Below are 17528 nucleotides of genomic sequence, written 5' to 3' on the forward strand. Positions count from 1 at the left end.
CTTCGTCCCGGCCCCGGACGAGGGGGTAGATTCCTGTGAGACGGCACAGTGCTGGAGCGGAGCGGAGAGAATGCCCAAGATCGAAGCCGGCAGCGTCCGCGAGCACCGGGCCCAGCGGCTCGCCCAGCTGATCGACGCGGCCGAGGCGATCCTGAACGAGGGTGGTGCGGAGGCCCTCACCGCCGGTGCGGTCGCCGCGCGGGCGGGCATCGCCCGCAACAGCATCTACCGCTACTTCGACTCCATCGACGACCTGCTCGAACTCGTCGTGACCCGCGGGTTCCCCGCCTGGATCGACGCGGTGCAGCAGGCCATCGCGGCCGAGACCACCCCACAGGACCGGGCCGCCGCCTACGTCAGGGCCAACCTCGAACAGGCCGCGCGCGGCACCCACCGCTGGTGGGCCTCGCTCTCACGCGGCTCGCTCTCCCCGTCGGCGCGGGAGCGCGTGAAGAACCTGCACACCTCACTGCACGAGGCACTCGCCGAGGTCGTCCGCGAACTGGACCATCCGCAGCCGGAACTGACCGTTGCCGTGCTCCAGGCGGTCGTCGACGCCTGCATCCGCAGAATCGACCAGGGCGACGAACTGGCGACCGTGTCCGACTTCGCGAGCACTGCCACACGCCGTCTGCTCACGCCCGATCACCCCTGACCCGGTCGGACGCGGGAAACCGGTCACGGCCGTCCGGAGGGCGCGTTGAGCACCGCGATCCCCGTGGGCGTGGCGATGTGGGCGGTCGTCCGGCGGTCCCGGTGGGTGGCGATCAGGCCCGCGTTGCGCAGGGTCGTGGCGTGCTCGCTGGCGCTGGCCTTGGCGATCCCGACGAGCACGGCGAGTTGCTGGGTCGAGCAGCCCGGGTGACGGGCGATGGTGCTGAGCACCGCGGCCCGGGTGTGCCCCAGCACGGACCCGACCACGTCGACGGCCTGGGCCGCCCGATCACCGCCGGGCGGGGGAGACGCGAACAGCGGCGTGGCCGTGCCCTCCTGAAGCTGGGCGACCGGATACGTGAGGACGGGCTGCGGCACCGCGTCGAGGTCGACGACCGGGGCCTCGACGGCGAACACCGAAGGCTGGAGCAGCATCCCCTGCCCGGCCAGGTGCACGTCGGCGTCCAGACCGGAGATCATCGCGACCTCCAGGACAGGAGCCCGCCAGCGGATTCGCCGAGGGTTGATGCGCGCGAGAAGGGTCTCGACGCCGCCGCTCAGCATCTGGCGGGAACGCACCGCGGCGTCGGCCGCCGCCATGGCCCGGACCTCCTGCCAGTGGGGGACGAGCGCGTGGCCGGCCACGTGCTCCAGGCCGTCGCACAACTGCCGCAGGAGGAGCGGGTCGTCGGGCAACCGGTGCGCCCACGCGGGCAGGGCCTCGTGCTGAGCCGTCTGCTCCAGGCTGGACCGCAGGCGGCTGCGAGGCGTGGAACGGATCTGCTCGACCAGCTCGGCGGGCGTCGAGCCGTTCGCACCGCTCAGGAATTCGGTGACCCGCCCGCGACGGGGCATGAGCGCGAAGACCATGCGGGAGGCGGGATGCAGCGCGGACAGGGTGCGATGGCGCCAGGCCCCGAGCCGTACCAGATGCGAGCGTTCCTGCAGTTGACGCGCCGCGGTGGTCAGCTCGATGCAGGGCGCGGGTCCGTCGGCGATGCGGGTCCGCGCGAGGTCCTCCACCGTGAAGTGAATGCGTAACGGCACGTCGTCGCCATCCCCGAAGCCCGACCGGTCTCTGCCGGTGCTGCCGCCCACCTGCGTTCGACGGCCATCCTCGTCGAGAGCGTGCGCACGGGCCAGTAGGGATCGAGCCGACGACCGGAGGGGGAGGGCAAGAGGGCCGGCGACCCTCGACGACGAGCTGACGACGGGCGCGGAAGGCTCAGCCCGAAGCCAACCGGGCGGCAGCCCGCTGACGGAGTGCGCGGTAGACCGAGATCTGCTCCGCGTGTTCCTCGGTGACCTGGCGTCGGTACTGGACTTCGAGGCCGCGCAGGGTACGCGTACGGCCGACGCGGGCGTCGCACGTGGCGTCGGCGACGGCGATGGAGATCTCCCGGCGCCTGGCCCGATCGATGTCCGCAGGCCGACCACCGGGCCCGCCCGCCACGGCCTCGTACGCGGAGAACGCCGCCGCCCGCGCCTCTCCCGGGTCCTTGTACGCGAATCCGCGGGCCTTCATGCACGCGCGCCACGGGGGAAGCGTGCGCGCGGCACGTTTGTCGTCGTTCGCCTTGCGGCTGACCTCACCGGCCAGGTTCACGACGGTCATCTGGGCCCTCAGCCAGCGGGTCAGATCGCCGTACAGCTGTTGCTCGGCGTGCGCGACGCAGCCGTCCGCGTTCATGAAGGCGACGCCGTCGGCGAGGTTCACCTCGATCCGGTGGGACGGTGTCCCGAACAGGGCCGCGCCGTAGGCCTTCGCCTTGTCCGGGGGCAGTGTCCGCAGATAGTCGCCGTTGGGGTCGGCGGCCCGTGCGGGCCTCATCGCCGCGGGACCGCCGTACCCCTCGCGTCGGCGCGCCGTCACATCGTCCCCCTGGACGCCATCGCCGTCCTCGGCCCCCGGCGCGTGCCAGGAGAGGGGTTGGTACGGCCGGCCACGGCCGCGCATGCAGGCAGCGACCAGGCGTTCCTGGCCCTCGAACAGGAAACGCTGCTCCGCCGGATCCCCCTTGGGGTCGCTCCGGGGACCGGGCGAGGAACCGTGCACTCGTGAGGTCACCGGCGATCTCGCCGCTCGTGACGACGCGCCAGAGGCCGGGCGGTCGTCGGACGGCGCACACGAGGTCAGGAGCAGCAGTACGGTCGTCCCTCCGATCAAGAGGGACGTACGGCGCGGTGGGCAGGACCGGGACATGCGGGCACCTCGTCGTCGGGTCGGGGACGCACCCCGGGCGGCGTGGGCCGCCCGGGGTGCGCCGGAGTGGGGCGGGGAGCGGTGTCAGCAGCTCCAGGTCCACTTGTTGCCTTCGCCGTCGTCGTTGGGGCGGTGCAGCGTCCAGCCCCGGCCGGCCGGCAGGCATCCCAGGGGGCGGCTGTAGCCCTCGTCGCCGTAGAGGACGACGCCCATGCCCGACGTGCCGTTGTTCCAGGACGACGAGTCGTCGTTGAAGATGGCCCAGTCGGCCCAGCTGGAGTTGTTCCCGCCGAACTGGTACTTCCGGCCCGCGTAGTTGGCGTCCCAGTACACGCAGTAGTAGCCCGCGTCGCAGGAGGTCGCCGCGGCGGCTCCTGCGGTCGTCTCGGTTGCCGAGGCGGCCGGCGCCCCGAGGAGACCGGTTCCCAGCAGGACCGTTCCGGCCAGTGCGGTGAGCATGCGCTTCACGATGTGCTCCTTGTGTGCCGTGCCGCCCACTTCGAAAGGCGCGGGCAGCGTCGCTGCGCTCCACACTGGCCGGGCTTAGCCGGCCGATCGAGACGATTCGGCGCAGCCCGAACACCCCCCGGCCTCCCGGGTGGATCAGTGGGAGGCCGGGCCGGGGGGCTGCTCGGGGAAGGAGGCGGGGAAGGAGGCGGGGAAGAGGTCCTTCGTGGTGCGGTGGCGGTAGTCGCGGTCGGCGTACGCGGTCTTCATGCGGGTGAAGAGCTCCTGCGCCCTTGCTCGCCACGCCTCCTCGTCGATGCCGGGGATGACGCCGTTCCGCAGGACCGTGCGGCCGTTGACGACGACGGTGCCGACATCGGCGCCCGAGGTGTTCATCAGGAGGGTACGGACCGGGTCGTCGACCGGGCCGGTGCGGGGTGCGTCGAGACGGACGACGAGCAGGTCGGCGAGGGCTCCGGGGGCGAGCCTGCCGAGGTCGTCGCGGCCCAGCGCGCGGGCTCCGCCGAGGGTCGCGGCCCGGTAGTAGTCGGCGGCGCTGCCCGCATCCAGCCGGCCGGTGGTCAGCTTGGAGAGGTTGGTGCCGTAGTCCATGTTCCGGATCATGTCCGGCGGGAACGAGTCGGTGCCCATCGCGATGTTCACCCCGGCCGCGCGGTACCGGTCGAAGTCCTCCAGGGCGGCCCCGTATCGGAGCATGGTGTGCGGGCAGTGCACGACGCCGGCGATCGTGGCGAGGGCGTCGAGCTCGCCCGCGTACGGGGCGTCCACCTCGCTGTGACCGCCGATGTGGATGGCGTGCGGGACGAGGAGGCGCGGGCCGAGGAGTCCGGTCTCCTTGAGCAGGGCGAGCGGAGTGGTGCCGTGGAGCTCGGCCAGGCGCCTCAGTTCGCCGGTGCCCTGGAGGCAGTGGAGCCGTACCAGGCAGTCCAGTTCGTCGGCGGCGCGTGCGGTGTCCCGCATCAGCTCGGGCGTCAGGGTCTCGATGCGGCAGGGCAGCAGGGCGCCGCGGACGAGGCCGTCGTGCGCGCCGTCGAAGTCCCGTACGAACCGGATCGCGTTGGCCAGGCCGGAGTCCCCGCGTTCGGGCCGCCAGTGGAGGGTGCGGGTCCCGTCGGGGGTGACGACGGGGACGCCCGCGCGATAGCTGGGGCCCAGATACATGCGCAGGCCGAAGCGTGCGGCGCTGTCGGCGACGGCCGCCATGTCCGCATAGGTCTCCGCCCAGTCGGAGTGGGTCTCGGCGGCGATCGGCATCGCCGTGGTGATGCCGTTGCGGATCAGCTGCGTCAGCGCGTACGAGCGGATGAACGCCCGCTCCTCGGCGTCGAACACGGCGGTCGGGCCGCTCAGCGCGTACTCCTGCGACCACTCCAGGCCGCGGCCGTCCGCGTGCCAGGTGTCCAGGAGGGCGTGGTCGATGTCGGCGAGCGCGTCCAGGTCGACGAAGCCGGGGCCGACGAGCGCCTGCCCGGCGTCGATCACCTCGTCGCAGCCGGCGGGGTCGTATCCGTGGCCGACGTGGACGATCCGGGTGTCCTCGTAGACGACCTGGCCGTCCCGGATCAGGACGTGGTCGTCGGTCTCGGGTCGTAGCCGATGACGTGGCTCGCGGTGACGAGGGTGCGTATGCGGGGACTCCCGTGCTCGTGGTGGTGTGCCTCCCGGTGTCCGCCGACCCGGGGGCGGCCTGCGTGCGGTCCGTCAGGGCTCGCGGTCCAGGACTCCTGTGACCACGGCGTGGAGGTGGCGGCGGAAGCGGTCGAGGGTGGGGAGGTCGTGGGGGCCCAGGCGGCGGCCCATGGCGTCGATGACGCCGGCCTGGCCGAAGGAGTGGGCGGTCCACACGATGGTGAAGACCAGCAGTTCGATGTCGGCTCCGGCGCCGAGGCCGGCGCGGTCGAGGACCGTGCGGACGGCGGCGGCGACCTCGGCGACGAGCGGTCCGGCGAACTCGGTCTCGATCTCGGTGAGTTCGGTGCCCTCCGCGAGCCAGCGGCGCATCCACAGGGCCGGGACCTCGGGGTGGTCGAGGCAGAAGGTCAGATAGGAGTCGACGAAGTCGAGGAGCGCGGCGCGGGTCTCGCGCGGCGAAGGGCCGCAGGCGTCGAGGCGGTGCAGGGCGGCGGTGACGGCTTCCCGCTGGGCCAGGTGGGCGCGCCGCATCACGGCGCGGTACAGCTCGGGCTTGGCACCGACGTGGTAGGCGACCGTGGCGATGTTGAGCCCGACGGCCTCGCCGATCGCGCGGGTGCTGGTGGCGTCGTAACCGCGCTCGGCGAACAGCCGGGTGGCGGCCGCCAGGATGCGTTCGCGACTGTGTCCGTCGTCGGGCCGGCTGCTCATGCGCCCGAGAGTACCGGACGCGTCCGCTCGGATTCAATCAACTGTTGGAGAAGGAAAACGCAGGTCAGAGACGATTGCATAGCTCTCCATCATTCGATTGAATGAGCGCCCTCGAAAGCAGGCTCGAACGCAGGGCGAAAGGGAGGGCCGGGGCATGGGCTCGACGAGGGTGGCGGTGATCGGCGCCGGAGCGGCCGGACTGGCCGCGGCCAAGGCGCTGCTCGACGAAGGGCTGGACGTCACCGTCCTGGAGCGGGGCACGCGCCCCGGCGGCCTGTGGGCGGGGGACGACGGCACCGGCGGCTCCCCGGCGTACGACAGCCTGCACCTCAACACCAGCAAGAAGCGCACCGAGTTCGCCGACTTCCCCATGCCCGAGGAGTGGCCGGACTTCCCGTCGGCGGCGCTCGTCGCGGGCTATCTCGCCGAGTACGCCGACGCCTTCGGGATCACCGGACGCATCCGCTTCGCAAGCGAGGTCACCTCGGTCCGCCGCGCGGGTCAGGTCTGGGAGGTCACGGTCGGCGATGGCGCGGAGGACGTGGCCACAGCCGACGCCGCCGCCACACGGGAGTACGACGCCGTGGTCGTCGCCAACGGCCACAACCGGGATCCGAAGTGGCCCGGCCCCGCCTACCCCGGCACCTTCGACGGCACGCAGATGCACGCCCACGACTACCGGAGCCCGGAGATCTTCGCGGGGCGGAGGGTGCTCGTCGTCGGGATGGGCAACTCGGCCATGGACCTCGCCGTCGACGCGTCGTACGTCTCCCGGGGCCCGGTGCTGCTGTCGGCCCGGCACGGCACGCACATCGTCCCCAAGTACCTCTTCGGCCGCCCCGCCGACGCGACCGGCGGAGCCCTCGCGGTGCTGCCGTGGCGGATCCGGCAGACGGTCGCGCAGACCGTGCTGCGGCTCGCGGTGGGCACGCCGCAGCGGTACGGGCTGCCGCGCCCGGCCGGAGGCCTGTTCCAGAACCATCCGACGATCAGCGACACGATCCTGCACCGGCTCACCCACGGAGAGGTCGTGGCCCGTCCCGGCATCGAACGGCTCGACGGCGGCCGGGTGGTCTTCACCGACGGCACCGCCGAGGACGTCGACGTGATCGTGTGGGCGACGGGCTACCGGGTCACCATGCCTTTCCTCGACGGGGAGTGGCTGGGCGACGACCCCGAGGCGATGCCGCTGTACCAGAGGGTCTTCCACCTTGCCGACCCGACGCTCGCCTTCGTGGGCCTGATGCAGTCCACCGGCGCGGCGCTGCCCGTCGTCGAGGCGCAGGCCAAGCTGGCCGCGGCCTGCCTCGGAGGCCGGTACGCCCTGCCGCCGCAGGACGTCCAGCGGGCCGCGGTCGAGCGCGCAAAGGCTGCCGCTGTGCGCAGGTGGGGGGACAAACGGCCGATGATGCGCATCGACTTCGACCGGTACGTGGCCGAGCTGCCGCGCGAGATCAGGGCGGGCGTCCGCCGGGCGGCCCGGGCCGCAACCAGGGCCCCCGCGACCACTGCTAAGGCCCCCGCGGCCACCACCCCCGCCACCATGACCACGACCGCCGCCCCGGCCGCCCCGAACACGAAGGCGCAGGACTCCGCATGACCTCCCTTGCCTTCGACCGGCGCCACGACCCGCGCGGCCGACGCGTCCTGATCACCGGAGCCTCGGGCACCATCGGCCGGGCCCTGGGCGAGCGGCTGACCCGAGCCGGCGCTCAGGTGGTGGGCCTCGACCTGTGCCCGACGGGCGACGAGTCGTTCCCCGTGATTGCCTGCGACGTCACCGACGACGACAGCGTGACGTCCGCCGTCACCGAGGCCCTGGAACTTCTCGGCGGACTGGACGTCCTGGTGAACAACGCCGGGATCGGCGGCCCCGCGCCCGCCGAGTACGCCCCCGGGGACGAGGTCCGCCGGCAACTGGAGATCAACCTCCTGGGCACCTGGCGGGTGACGGCCGCGTGCGTCGGCGCGCTGGTCGCCGCACGGGGGCGGGTGGTGATGGTGGCGTCGCGGATGGCGGTGATGCAGCTCCCGCTCGCCGCCGCGTACGGCGCGTCGAAACGGGCGATGGTCGCCTACGCGGACGCGCTGCGCCTGGAGCTCGGCACCCACGTGACGGTCACCTGCGTGTACCCCTCCGCCGTACGAAGCCCGATCCACGACTCGACGAAGGCGGCGGGGCTGTCCCTGGAGGGGATGAGCGTGTACGAACCGCTGGACGGCGTGGTCGACGCGATCGAGCGCTCCGCCCTGGCCGTCCGGCCGCGGCGGGACGTGACGACGACCCGCAAGGGTGCGGTGGAGTTCTTCCTGGCCCGGCATCTGCCCGCGCTCACCGACCGGATCGTGGCGCGGACGCTGGCCGCGCGGGTGGCGGGCGGCGCGTTCGACGGGGCAGCGCTCGCGGCGGGTGTGGTGGAGCGGCACGGGGGACGGGCGTGACGGCCCCGGCGACGGCGCTCCGCGCGGGCCGGGGGACGCTCACCCTGTACGCGTCGGGATCGGTCGGCATGGGCGTCTGGGTCACCGTGCCCGGCCTGCTGCTGCTCTACTTCCTCACCGACGTCCTGGGCGTCCCGCCCACCCTGGCAGGCCTGACGCTGCTACTGCCGAAAATGGTCGACATCATCGTCCATCCGCTGCTCGGCTCGCGTTCCGACCGGGAGGCCCGCCGGTTGGGCCATCGGCGCCGGATGATGCGCGCCGGGGTGCTGCTGGGGGTGGCGATGGCGGCGATGTTCAGCGTGCCGCCGGGCCTGACCGGCGGACCGGCGGCGCTGTGGGTGGGCTGCTGGTTCACCGTGGGCAACGTACTTTTCGCCGGCTTCCAGGTCCCGTACCTGACAACGCCCTCCGATCTGCGCGTGGGCTACCACGAGCGGACCCGGGTCTTCATGTTCCGGATGGTGCTGCTGACCCTGGGGCTGCTGGGCGCGGGTGTCGCCGCGCCGGCGCTTGCGGCGGCGGGCAGTCGGGGCGACTACGCACGGATGGCGGCGCTGCTCGCGGTGGCGATGGCCGTCTCGGCGGCGGTCGCGCTGGTGGGCGTGCGGCGGCTGACGGACGCGTGCGGGTTCCGCGTACCGGACGAGCGGGCGGGGCGATCGGCCACGGCCGACCTGCGGGTGGCGTGGCGGGACAGGGACTTCCGGGCGCTGGTGCTGTCGTACCTGTTCACGGGCACGACGACGCACCTGTTCCTGGCGGCGCTGCCGTACGTCACCGCGTACCTCTTCGACGATCCCCGGCTCACGGCGCTGTTCATGGGCCTGTTCCTCGCACCGGCACTGTTCGCGGGCCCGGCCTGGACGGCCTGGTCGCGGCGGTGGGGGAAGCAGCGCGGACTGCTGCTCGCGCAGGGCGTGTTCGCGGCGGGCTCGCTGGCGCTGCTGCCGGGGGCCTCGCTCGACGGGGGGCTCGGGATCGCGGTGACGGCCGGTGTGGTGATGGTGATGGGCGTGGCCTTCGCCGGGCTGCAGCTGTTCGCGTTCTCGATGGTGCCGGACGCCGTAGCGGCGGCGGGTTCGTCGAAGGCGGGAGCGTACACGGGGATATGGACCGCGACAGAGGCGACGGGGACGGCGATCGGCCCGTACCTGTACTCCGCGGTCCTGGCCCTGGGTGGGTTCGTCTCCAGTACGGCCACTGAGCCGGCCGCCCAGTCAGGTACGGCACTGGGCGCGCTGCTCGTCGGCTTCAGTGCCGTCCCTGCGGGGCTGATGGCGGCGGCCCTGTGGTTCCAGCGGCGCTGCACACTGGACGGTGCCGCGTGATCGCCCTCGAAGTGCCGGCGGTGGCGGCGGTCGCCGTGGGCGCGTTCGCGCAGGCCGCGACCGGGATGGGCTTCTCCCTGGTGGCGGCCCCGGCACTGGTCGCGGTGCTCGGTCCGCACAGGGGCGTCCCGACGGTGCTGCTGCTCGCCGTACTGGCGTCGGTGCTGCCACTGTCCCGGGGCTGGCGGCACGCCCGCCCCCGCGACGCCGGACGGCTGCTGGTCCCGGCCCTGCTCGGGATGCCGGTGGTGGCCTGGCTGCTGCGGGGGCTGGACACCCGGGCGCTGTCCGTCGTCGCGGGCTGCGGGGTGCTGGCGGGGGTGGCGCTCCTCGCCCGCGGCGTACGCTCACCGTTCCTGCAACGGCCGGCGGGCGCCTGGCTCACGGGGACGGCCAGCGCCGCGCTGAACGTCATCGGCGGGGTGGGCGGACCGCCGATCGGCCTGTACGCGGCCAACGCGGGCTGGCCGGGCCGCGAGTCCCGCGCCACGATGCACGTCTTCTTCCTGGCGCAGAACGTGGCGACCGCCGCCCTCCTGGGCTTCGTCCTCCCACCCTGGCCCACCGTGGCCGCACTCGCGGCGGGCGCGGCGACCGGCATGGCACTGGCCTCCCGCCTGACCCCCACCACGGCCCGCACCGCGGTCCTGACCGTCTCCTCGGCCGGCGCCCTGGCCTTGATCGGCACCGCCATCATCTGACCGGCGACGGCCGGACGGCCGGGAGTGGCGGACAACGAGGCTGACGGCGGCTGCCGCGGCAGAGCTCGTTCCTGCTTCCCGCACCCGCAGGGAACCGGATTGAAGGGCCGTGGGGAGCTGCGGTGGAATCGGGTGGGCCGCGCACCCGCGGCCGCCCAGGCGGGGAGGGATCGGTTCGTGGACGCGACGACAGCGCTGGACGGCGTGCTGCGGCAGGCGCACATGGTCAAGGTGAGCTCGGTGAGCTGGGGCGGGGAAGACGGAGAGATCCGGGTGGACCTCTCCGATCCGGCGGAGTCGGCCCGGCTCAGGACGGCCATGGCCGTGGAATCGCTGCCCGGGTTCCACTGCATGTGCCTCGGGGACGTCCGCTTCGAGGTGTTCGACCGAGCCGGCGGGCGGCTCGCAGCCGTTGTCCTGCACCACGGGGCGACCCTGAGGTGGGGGCGGTGGGACAGCGACGCCGTCCTCGCCGACGGCCACCGGCTCCTGGCCTGGCTGGACGGGCACGGCATGCCCGGCCCCATGCGGCAGTTCGAGGCCGACCGGCGGCGAGCGGAGAAGGAGACCGAAGAGGAACGTCACTGGCTGGCCGCGATGCCCGCCGGACTGGAAGGGCTCGCCGACCGGATCCTCGACCTCTCCCGCACCGGCGGCAGACCGTCCCCCGAACTGCTCGCGGACCTCACGGACCGACTGCAGCGGACGTTCCCCGACCCGGTGGACCGGGTGCTGGCCCTGCTCGGCTGGAACGGCTCCGGAAGCGGGCGCTGCTCCGGCTACCCCGTCCACGAGCGTGTGCCAGGCGAGCTGCTCGGCAGGGTGCGGATCGCCGACCTGCTCGCGGCGCTGGCCGACCCACGAGCCGAGGAACGGCACGACGCCGGGGCCGTACGACACCTGGTGGGCGGGAAGTCCCGCCCACGTCAGAAACAGGACGTCGCCGCCCTCCCCGAACCACTCAGCGCCCGACTGCTGGCGCACGCCCGCAGCTCAGGAGACTCCGACAAGCGGCGCCGCGCAGAACGATGGTGGGCCTGAGACCGACCGAAGTGTTCAGGGCGCGGCGAAGGCGACACGGTCGGCAACAGGAAGTGCGCCCGCCTGGGGCCGCCCGCACACGACAGCCGAGCTGCAGCTTGCCCCCGAGGCCGTACGACATTCCAGCGGCAAGCGGGGAGGCGATCCCGATGCGCAGATGCTGACACCGCCCGACGGGAATCGGCCGGACATGATCGGTCCCCGTGCACCAGTACTGTTCCGCGCAAAGTAGTGAGGGGCCGGCTCATGGTCCATGTGGGAGCGGACGGGATGGCTTCGGGAGCTTGCGGGCTCAGCCTGGCCGAGGGGCAGGCCTGCCGAAATCCGGGTGCGTCACGCCGCTCGAATCGCCAGACTCGCGTGCATGACGTCCGAGATCACACGTATCAACCCCGCCCAGCTCCATGCGACTCCGGGGTATCACCACATCACCGTCGTGGAAGCGGGCCGGACGGCGTTCCTGGCGGGACAGTGTCCGCTCGACCGTTCAGGGGAGTTGGTGGGCCCAGGTGATCTCGATGCTCAGATCGACCAGGTGGCAGCCAACGCCGTTGCCGCCCTGAACGCGGTGGGCGCCCGTCCGGATCACGTCGTCCGCTCGGTGATCTACGTGGTCAGCGATGACGTCGCGGTTCTGGGTGCCGCCTGGCGGCGCCTGACCGAATCGGTCGTAGGACCGGCGTTCACCACCGCGAGCACGCTGCTGGGAGTCGCCCGGCTCGGCTTCTCCGGGCAGCTGGTCGAGGTCGACCTCACTGCGGGCCTGCCCGGGTAGCCGCTCATCTCCGAGCGGGTTCGCGGTTGGCAGGCCGTTTCCTCAGTAGTGTCACCTCTGAAGGGATGTGGACATGGCGCTGGTCAAAAAGGGTTCGCGGCTCATCACCGTCGACGGCACTGCCTACCGGTGGCGAGTCCGCGGACGGCCGACCTATGACCAGGGCCTGGTCCGGTCTCCCCTCACCTACGCGGTGGAACACGCGGAAACTTCGGGCACCACACTCGTAGTCGCCACCGACCGACCGCACCCGAGCAACTGGTTCGGAACACGAGGCAACCCGATCCTGCCCTCCCAGGTGGCTGTCAGCATCCGCACCGCACTCGCCAACGGCTGGTCGCCCAAGTGCCCCGGCTCGCCATTTCACCTCGACCAGTCAGCGGGCTTCGACTCGTCCCACTGACCCACCAGCGCTCGAGGCCCAGGCGATACGGAGCCAGGGGACGCGGGTCAGCCCTGATCGGACGGCGGCTTCAGTCCGTCCATCACGAGCCGGAAGAGGTGTTCCCGGCGTTCGGTGAGCGTCGGGGCCTGGTCGGTGATCCAGCTGAGGGCATTGGCCAGTGCGAACAGGTCGATGGGCGCCACGTCGGGCCGGATACCCCCTGATTCCTGAGCAGCCGTCAGCAGTCGGCCACCGGCCTGGCGCATCGTCAGGCAGTCGGCGTGCAGGGGCGATTCCGGATCGTCGAGCGTGGCCATCAGGGTGGCCGGCAGCCCCTGGTAGACGCCCGCGCCGAGGGTGAACTCGTAGACCCATTCGGCCAGGGCGCGCTCGGGTGGAGCGTTGCCGGCGAGTGCGTCCGCCCGTTGCGCGAGGTGCGCGAAGCGCTGGTGCAGCAGGGCCTCCAGGAGGGCGTCCCGGTTCGGGAAATGCCGGTAGAGCGTGCCGAGGCCGACGCCGGCGCGCCGTGCGATCTCCCGCAGGGAGGCCAAGGTGCCCTGTTCGGCGACGGCCTGCGCGGCCGCCTCCAGGACGCGGTCACGGTTGCGCTGCGCGTCGGTGCGTGGTGCGCGGGGTGTGACGGGGCGCGACTCGATGGACATGGCGGACACCTGCCTTTGACAACCGGAGCACTGCTCCGGTTACCTGTTCCGGAACAGTGCTCCGGATTCTATCCGGGCGCTGCGTATTGGGACTTGGGGAGGGACCCATGGGTACGGCAACGATGCGAGCTGTCCGCCTGCATGCCTTCGGCGGGCCCGAGGAACTGATCTACGAAGAGGTGGCCCGACCCGAGCCGGGGCCGGGCGAAGTGCTGGTGCGAGTCCACGCGGCGGGCGTCAACCCGCCGGACTGGTACGCACGCCGAGGCTTCGAGAGCGTCCCGGCCGAGCTGCGGCCCGACTGGGCGCCGCCGCTCATCCTGGGCAGCGACATCTCCGGCGTGGTCACCTCCCTCGGCCCGGGGGTCACCGAGTGGCAGCCGGGTGATGAAGTGTTCGGCCTGGTCAACTTCCCCGGTCGCGCGTCCGGGTACGCCGAGTACGTGGTCTCACCCGTCACCCACCTTGCCCGCAAGCCGGCAGTCCTCGGGCATACGGACGCCGCCGCTGTCCCGATGGCCGGACTCACGGCCTACCAGTACCTCTTCACCCACCTGAGCGACCGCGTCGGCGACACGGTCATGGTCAACGGCGCGGCGGGCGGAGTGGGCCACTTCGCCGTGCAACTCGCTCGAGCGGCCGGCGCGGAGAAGGTGATCGCAGTCGCCTCCGGGCGCCACGAGGAGTTCCTGCAGGACCTGGGCGTGGACCGGTTCGTCGACTACACCCGGACACCGGTCGAGGAGGTCGTCCGCGATGTGGACCTACTGATCGACACGGTCGGAGGCCCCCACGCGCACCGCCTGCTGCCCACCGTGCGCCCCGGCGGCCGGATCGCGCCCGTCTTCCTGGGCGACTACCGCCGCGAGCGAGCAGCAGAGCTCGGGATCACCGTAGAGACCATGTGGCAGGTGCGCTCGAGCGGCTCGGACCTCGCCGAGCTGGCCACCCTCATGGACGGGGGCCGGGTACGGGCCGCCATCGACAGCGTCTTCCCCCTGCGCGACGCGGCCGCGGCCCACACCCGCGCCGAGGAGGGTCATCTCCAAGGCAAGATCGTCCTGAACGTCGAGGGATAGTGCTCCGAGTCAGGGATTCGCCGCCTACTGCCGACGAATCCCTGACTCAGATCACTAGAGCACGTCTCTCAGATTGGGCTGTGTGTCTGTCACCAGTTGCCGTGCCCAGTCGCTTGAAGGCGGGCAACTCGCACGACATGCCTCGGGAGGCCATGGCCCACTGCACGGGGCAGGGTCGAGAGGATCAGCCCCCCGCGCGGCAGTGCGGTCGCACCAGTCGCAGACCACTGCCACGTGGGCACCCGCAGCCTCAAGGAGACCGGCGGCGTCCTGGGCTGTTTCGAGCCAGTGTGGTTGTGTGACCGCTACGGGCGCACTGTCCAGCAAGAGTTTGCTGTTCCAAAGGCTGAGGCCGGTGACCGTTCGGATCGCACGGATCGCCTCCATCTTCCGGTCCCCTGGCTCCGCTAGCAGGACTCGAAATCCTGGCTCTTCCACACGCCCTCCCCGGCAGCCTCAAGCTGTTCAGCGAGTGAATCATCCCCCAGCTTCTACCGCCGAGCCCAGATAAGGATGGCGGCGAGGTGGAGTGCAGCCTGGTAGGCGATGGCAAGCTTGTCCGTTCGCATGGCCAGGCCACGCCACTGCTTGAACCGGTTGATGCACCGCTCCACCGCGTTGCGCTGTTTGTGCATCTCGGCGTCGAAAGCGGGCGGGCGCCCGCCCGCGCGTCCTCGCCGAAGACGGTGGCCGACTGGTCGGCCGGCTGCGGAATGACAGCACGGATCCCTCGGCGGCGGAGATGCTTCCGGATCGCCCGGGATGAATACGCGCGGTCCGCAGGGACGGCCTCCGGTCGAGTTCTCGGTCTCCCGAGGCCAGCGCGCGGGACTCGGATGCCTGCCATGACGGTCTCGAAGGCCGGCGCGTCACCTGCCTGGCCTCCGGTCACGCGGATGGCCAGAGGCCAGGCACGGCTGTCGCTGGCGAGGTGAACTTTCGCGCTCAGGCCGCCGCGCGACCGTCCGAGCGCATGGTCCTCGGGTGCGGCCCGGCCCGGTGCCCCCTTTTCCGGGCACCAGCCGAGTGCTGGTGGGCACGGCAGACGGTGGAGTCCACCGATACGGTCCAGCCGATGTCGTCATCGATTGGTTTGTCGGCGACTTGGCGCGGACGACGTCTGCCAGGTGGTGCACAGGCCGAGGCGGGGGGCGGCCGTCGCCGGGGCGGAAGTGGTTGCCGGCTGACTCGCAGATGCCCTGCGGCGCGAGGGACCTGACAGCGAGCGCGAGCTGGTCGACGCGGCCCGTCGTCTCGACGGCGATGCCGAATCCGTGCCGGATCGGTTCGACGGTCTCGGTGGTGCGGGCGCCGAAGCCCTCGGCGAGCTTGCGGTGCTCCGCGGCGGGGCCGACGTACAGGACGTCGGAGGCACCGAGCGCAGGGGCGATGCCGAGGCCGGTGGATAGCGGGACGAGCATGGCGTCGGCGTACGGGACGCGGACCAGGTGGAGAAGAGCCCGTCCCGGGTGCTGCCGTCGACGCACCGTCCATCGCCATGTGAGGGACCGAGCTGCAGTGGGCAGCGAACCCGCCGTGACAGAGGCCGCGGGTGCAGGTACTGCAGCTGAGGGGCCAGGTCATGACGACAAGGTCGCTGGGAGCGACGGTGGTCACGTCGTCACCGATGTCGGTGACGCGGGCGACGCACTCACAACAACGGGACCTCCCCTGTCGGGGCAGGCTATCCGCTCGCGGAGACACCCTTCCACGGCCCTCGACGTTCCGAGGACGTGACCCGTCCGGCTTCGGCGGCGTGGCAACGTGGGGTGTCTACGGGCGATCCAGTCGGCTGAAGCCTGCCTGGAGGGTGTGGAAGGTGAGGGACGCGCCGCCGAGGTACTCGGCCTTCCGGCGGAGCCGGTCGACGACCGCGGAGCCCGGGTGCCCGTACACGTCGATGGAGAGCATACGGATCAGCGCGCCGAACGCGCGGAACTTCGGATCGCCGATCTCCAAGTGCCGCTCCATGGATGCCGAGTCGGGATGCACGGCGATGACGCTCATCATGGACGTCGCCTCGTCGAGGTAGAAGCGGTACGCGATGAGCTGCGGCTCGCGCTCCGCCACGAACGCGGCCAGGTCACGCATGCTGTCCCGGGCCTCCTCCACCCTGCCTTCCAGGATCTCGGAGCGGTCGACGTAGAAAAGGGATTCCGCCATGGCCTGAAGCTAGCGGCCGGCTCCCGCCCGGCGTGCGTCGCACGCCGGGCCCGTACGCTCGGATCGCCCGACCCGCCCATCGCGCCGACGTATGAACACTTGAGCCGAGCGGATGGGGCCTTCAGTCGGTGCGTCAGTTCGCGGAGAGCAGCCAAATCCAGCGCCGGCGCTCAGTGACGACGGTGACGACGGCCAGTGCGGTCGCAGGTACGGCGGCCCAGACGGGCCAGGCAAGCCACGAGGAGATCACGGCAGCGGCCAGCTGGAGCACCACCAGCAGGATCGTGACCCATCCCGGTACCGCGACGATCACATTGGCCTTGTCCCCGGGGGTGGAGAAGAGAGTCGGAAGGCCGATCAGGACCACCACGGACAGGGCGGCAAGCAGCCATGAACGGTCGGCCAGGGCCCAGGGGGTGGCCACCCAGGCGATGAGTTCCGTGGCGAACCGTAGAGCGGAGGCGGTGCGGTCGTCGGGGCGCCCTGAGTCCACGCCTTCATCAGCTATGTCGGTCACGAGCGGACGATGTCATGGCGAGCGACCGGACGAAAGGGGGGCATGAGCGGAGCGCGCGGCCAGGGCGTGCGTCGTAAACGCTGTGCGCTGTGCTCAGCGGCGGCCGAGGGGTGCTGGATTGACGCGCCACGGGTGATGTGCGAGATCACCCATGGCGCAGAGTTGAACACGTTCAACCGGTCTGGCAGAGTATCTCTCCGAGGCCCGCTCCTATCAGTCGGTTGATGCGGGCTGGGGGTGGGAGGTCCCTATGGCCGGCGGAAGCAGGCTGCGTGTGTGGGGGGCTGCCCTCGGCGGCTTGATGGTGGTCCTGGCTGTTCTCACGGGGTGCGCCGGTCCCTTTCAGTACTACGAGGGAACTGGGCTCCACGACGTCACGGCGGCCGAAGTCGCTGGGGGCTGGGAAAACGTCGAGGGGACCCGCGTGGTGCTTCGCGAAGACGGAACGGCTCTTCTCGAAAAGCTCGACGGGCAGGACTTCGACTTCGAGGACGGCTGGCGCCTCTCCGGTACGGGAACCTGGCAACTGAGCGACGACGACGGCGGACAGGCCGTCCGGCTGGCGCTCACATCCCGGACACGGGTGGAGCGACGTTCCCCCGCGACGGCCACCGACACCTCGACTCCTGAACCCCCATCGACATACGCGTGGTCGTTCTACGTGGACCGCGATCAGCACGACGAGCTGGAGCTGTTCTTCTTCTACGGCGATCCTGACATCGGGAACACATACGTGATGACGCGCGAGACAGGGTCGTAGCGAT

Annotated in this window: 19 protein-coding genes and 1 pseudogene; 10 read left to right on the forward strand and 10 right to left on the reverse strand. The window is 71.5% G+C overall.

Annotated features, from left to right (window positions below):
• Positions 1-70 precede the first annotated feature (70 nt).
• Positions 71-655 carry a TetR/AcrR family transcriptional regulator gene (locus ACFYX3_RS11125; protein ID WP_376583925.1) on the forward strand — a complete coding sequence of 195 codons (585 nt, stop codon included), beginning with the start codon at positions 71-73 and terminating at the stop codon, positions 653-655.
• Positions 656-678: 23 nt separating this feature from the next.
• On the opposite strand, the gene ACFYX3_RS11130 is transcribed toward ACFYX3_RS11125, so the two are convergent.
• The 5 genes from ACFYX3_RS11130 to ACFYX3_RS11150 form a co-directional block, all read right to left on the reverse strand.
• Positions 679-1701 carry an ArsR/SmtB family transcription factor gene (locus ACFYX3_RS11130; protein WP_389011014.1) on the reverse strand — a complete coding sequence of 341 codons (1023 nt, stop codon included), beginning with the start codon at positions 1699-1701 and terminating at the stop codon, positions 679-681.
• 178 nt (positions 1702-1879) lie between these two features.
• Complete coding sequence (locus ACFYX3_RS11135; RefSeq protein WP_389011017.1) at positions 1880-2722, reverse strand: hypothetical protein; 843 nt, start codon at positions 2720-2722, stop codon at positions 1880-1882.
• A gap of 219 nt (positions 2723-2941) precedes the next feature.
• Complete coding sequence (locus ACFYX3_RS11140; protein WP_389011530.1) at positions 2942-3316, reverse strand: peptidase inhibitor family I36 protein; 375 nt, start codon at positions 3314-3316, stop codon at positions 2942-2944.
• A 144-nt stretch (positions 3317-3460) separates the two neighbouring features.
• Positions 3461-4891 (reverse strand): chlorohydrolase family protein, encoded by a 1431-nt coding sequence (locus ACFYX3_RS11145; RefSeq protein ID WP_389011533.1) that lies wholly within the window; start codon positions 4889-4891, stop codon positions 3461-3463.
• A 135-nt stretch (positions 4892-5026) separates the two neighbouring features.
• Complete coding sequence (locus ACFYX3_RS11150; protein WP_389011020.1) at positions 5027-5668, reverse strand: TetR/AcrR family transcriptional regulator; 642 nt, start codon at positions 5666-5668, stop codon at positions 5027-5029.
• Positions 5669-5822: 154 nt separating this feature from the next.
• Here ACFYX3_RS11150 and ACFYX3_RS11155 point away from each other — a divergent pair, with 154 nt between their 5' ends.
• The 7 genes from ACFYX3_RS11155 to ACFYX3_RS11185 all read left to right on the forward strand — a co-directional run bounded on the left by ACFYX3_RS11155 (position 5823) and on the right by ACFYX3_RS11185 (position 12361).
• Positions 5823-7268 carry a flavin-containing monooxygenase gene (locus ACFYX3_RS11155; RefSeq protein ID WP_389011023.1) on the forward strand — a complete coding sequence of 482 codons (1446 nt, stop codon included), beginning with the start codon at positions 5823-5825 and terminating at the stop codon, positions 7266-7268.
• Positions 7265-8110, forward strand: coding sequence for an SDR family NAD(P)-dependent oxidoreductase (locus ACFYX3_RS11160; protein WP_389011026.1), 846 nt, complete (start codon positions 7265-7267; stop codon positions 8108-8110). The genes ACFYX3_RS11155 and ACFYX3_RS11160 overlap by 4 nt, the downstream gene beginning before the upstream one ends.
• Positions 8107-9441: an MFS transporter gene (locus ACFYX3_RS11165; RefSeq protein ID WP_389011029.1), complete on the forward strand. Its 1335-nt coding sequence runs from the start codon at positions 8107-8109 to the stop codon at positions 9439-9441. Before ACFYX3_RS11160 ends, ACFYX3_RS11165 begins: the two co-directional genes overlap by 4 nt.
• On the forward strand, positions 9438-10142 hold the full coding sequence (locus tag ACFYX3_RS11170) for a TSUP family transporter (RefSeq protein WP_389011032.1): 705 nt from the start codon (positions 9438-9440) through the stop codon (positions 10140-10142). The genes ACFYX3_RS11165 and ACFYX3_RS11170 overlap by 4 nt, the downstream gene beginning before the upstream one ends.
• 177 nt (positions 10143-10319) lie before the next feature.
• Complete coding sequence (locus ACFYX3_RS11175; RefSeq protein WP_389011035.1) at positions 10320-11183, forward strand: hypothetical protein; 864 nt, start codon at positions 10320-10322, stop codon at positions 11181-11183.
• A gap of 364 nt (positions 11184-11547) precedes the next feature.
• Positions 11548-11958, forward strand: coding sequence for a RidA family protein (locus ACFYX3_RS11180; protein ID WP_389011038.1), 411 nt, complete (start codon positions 11548-11550; stop codon positions 11956-11958).
• Between the two features lie 73 nt (positions 11959-12031).
• Positions 12032-12361, forward strand: coding sequence for a hypothetical protein (locus ACFYX3_RS11185; protein ID WP_389011041.1), 330 nt, complete (start codon positions 12032-12034; stop codon positions 12359-12361).
• A gap of 47 nt (positions 12362-12408) precedes the next feature.
• Here the strand turns inward: ACFYX3_RS11185 and ACFYX3_RS11190 are convergent, their stop codons facing one another.
• A complete protein-coding gene (locus ACFYX3_RS11190) occupies positions 12409-13005 on the reverse strand; it encodes a TetR/AcrR family transcriptional regulator (RefSeq protein ID WP_389011043.1) in 597 nt (198 codons plus the stop codon).
• A gap of 107 nt (positions 13006-13112) precedes the next feature.
• Between ACFYX3_RS11190 and ACFYX3_RS11195 the strand changes: the two genes are divergently transcribed.
• Positions 13113-14084, forward strand: coding sequence for an NADP-dependent oxidoreductase (locus ACFYX3_RS11195; RefSeq protein WP_389011046.1), 972 nt, complete (start codon positions 13113-13115; stop codon positions 14082-14084).
• A gap of 54 nt (positions 14085-14138) precedes the next feature.
• Here the strand turns inward: ACFYX3_RS11195 and ACFYX3_RS11200 are convergent, their stop codons facing one another.
• The 4 genes and pseudogenes from ACFYX3_RS11200 to ACFYX3_RS11215 form a co-directional block, all read right to left on the reverse strand.
• Positions 14139-14522, reverse strand: a complete 384-nt coding sequence (locus ACFYX3_RS11200) for a ribosomal protein L7/L12 (protein ID WP_389011049.1) — start codon at positions 14520-14522, stop codon at positions 14139-14141.
• 53 nt (positions 14523-14575) lie between these two features.
• A pseudogene (locus tag ACFYX3_RS11205) lies at positions 14576-15170 on the reverse strand (IS5 family transposase); the annotation flags it as partial.
• Between the two features lie 687 nt (positions 15171-15857).
• Positions 15858-16247: a hypothetical protein gene (locus ACFYX3_RS11210; RefSeq protein ID WP_389011052.1), complete on the reverse strand. Its 390-nt coding sequence runs from the start codon at positions 16245-16247 to the stop codon at positions 15858-15860.
• Positions 16248-16380: 133 nt separating this feature from the next.
• Positions 16381-16764 carry a hypothetical protein gene (locus tag ACFYX3_RS11215; protein ID WP_389011055.1) on the reverse strand — a complete coding sequence of 128 codons (384 nt, stop codon included), beginning with the start codon at positions 16762-16764 and terminating at the stop codon, positions 16381-16383.
• A 250-nt stretch (positions 16765-17014) separates the two neighbouring features.
• Between ACFYX3_RS11215 and ACFYX3_RS11220 the strand changes: the two genes are divergently transcribed.
• A complete protein-coding gene (locus tag ACFYX3_RS11220) occupies positions 17015-17524 on the forward strand; it encodes a hypothetical protein (RefSeq protein WP_389011058.1) in 510 nt (169 codons plus the stop codon).
• The last annotated feature ends 4 nt before the right edge of the window (positions 17525-17528 follow it).

Source organism: Streptomyces sp. NPDC002463 (assembly GCF_042889835.1).
GTDB lineage: Bacteria > Actinomycetota > Actinomycetes > Streptomycetales > Streptomycetaceae > Streptomyces > Streptomyces nymphaeiformis.

Excerpts from the sequence above, each read along its gene's own strand:
- ACFYX3_RS11140 (WP_389011530.1), bottom strand. The coding sequence starts at position 3,316 with ATGCTCACCGCACTGGCCGGAACGGTCCTGCTGGGAACCGGTCTCCTC.
- ACFYX3_RS11160 (WP_389011026.1), top strand. The coding sequence starts at position 7,265 with ATGACCTCCCTTGCCTTCGACCGGCGCCACGACCCGCGCGGCCGACGC.
- ACFYX3_RS11190 (WP_389011043.1), bottom strand. The coding sequence starts at position 13,005 with ATGTCCATCGAGTCGCGCCCCGTCACACCCCGCGCACCACGCACCGAC.
- ACFYX3_RS11195 (WP_389011046.1), top strand. The coding sequence starts at position 13,113 with ATGGGTACGGCAACGATGCGAGCTGTCCGCCTGCATGCCTTCGGCGGG.
- ACFYX3_RS11125 (WP_376583925.1), top strand. The coding sequence starts at position 71 with ATGCCCAAGATCGAAGCCGGCAGCGTCCGCGAGCACCGGGCCCAGCGG.
- ACFYX3_RS11220 (WP_389011058.1), top strand. The coding sequence starts at position 17,015 with ATGGCCGGCGGAAGCAGGCTGCGTGTGTGGGGGGCTGCCCTCGGCGGC.
- ACFYX3_RS11180 (WP_389011038.1), top strand. The coding sequence starts at position 11,548 with ATGACGTCCGAGATCACACGTATCAACCCCGCCCAGCTCCATGCGACT.
- ACFYX3_RS11150 (WP_389011020.1), bottom strand. The coding sequence starts at position 5,668 with ATGAGCAGCCGGCCCGACGACGGACACAGTCGCGAACGCATCCTGGCG.
- ACFYX3_RS11155 (WP_389011023.1), top strand. The coding sequence starts at position 5,823 with ATGGGCTCGACGAGGGTGGCGGTGATCGGCGCCGGAGCGGCCGGACTG.
- ACFYX3_RS11210 (WP_389011052.1), bottom strand. The coding sequence starts at position 16,247 with ATGGCGGAATCCCTTTTCTACGTCGACCGCTCCGAGATCCTGGAAGGC.
- ACFYX3_RS11185 (WP_389011041.1), top strand. The coding sequence starts at position 12,032 with ATGGCGCTGGTCAAAAAGGGTTCGCGGCTCATCACCGTCGACGGCACT.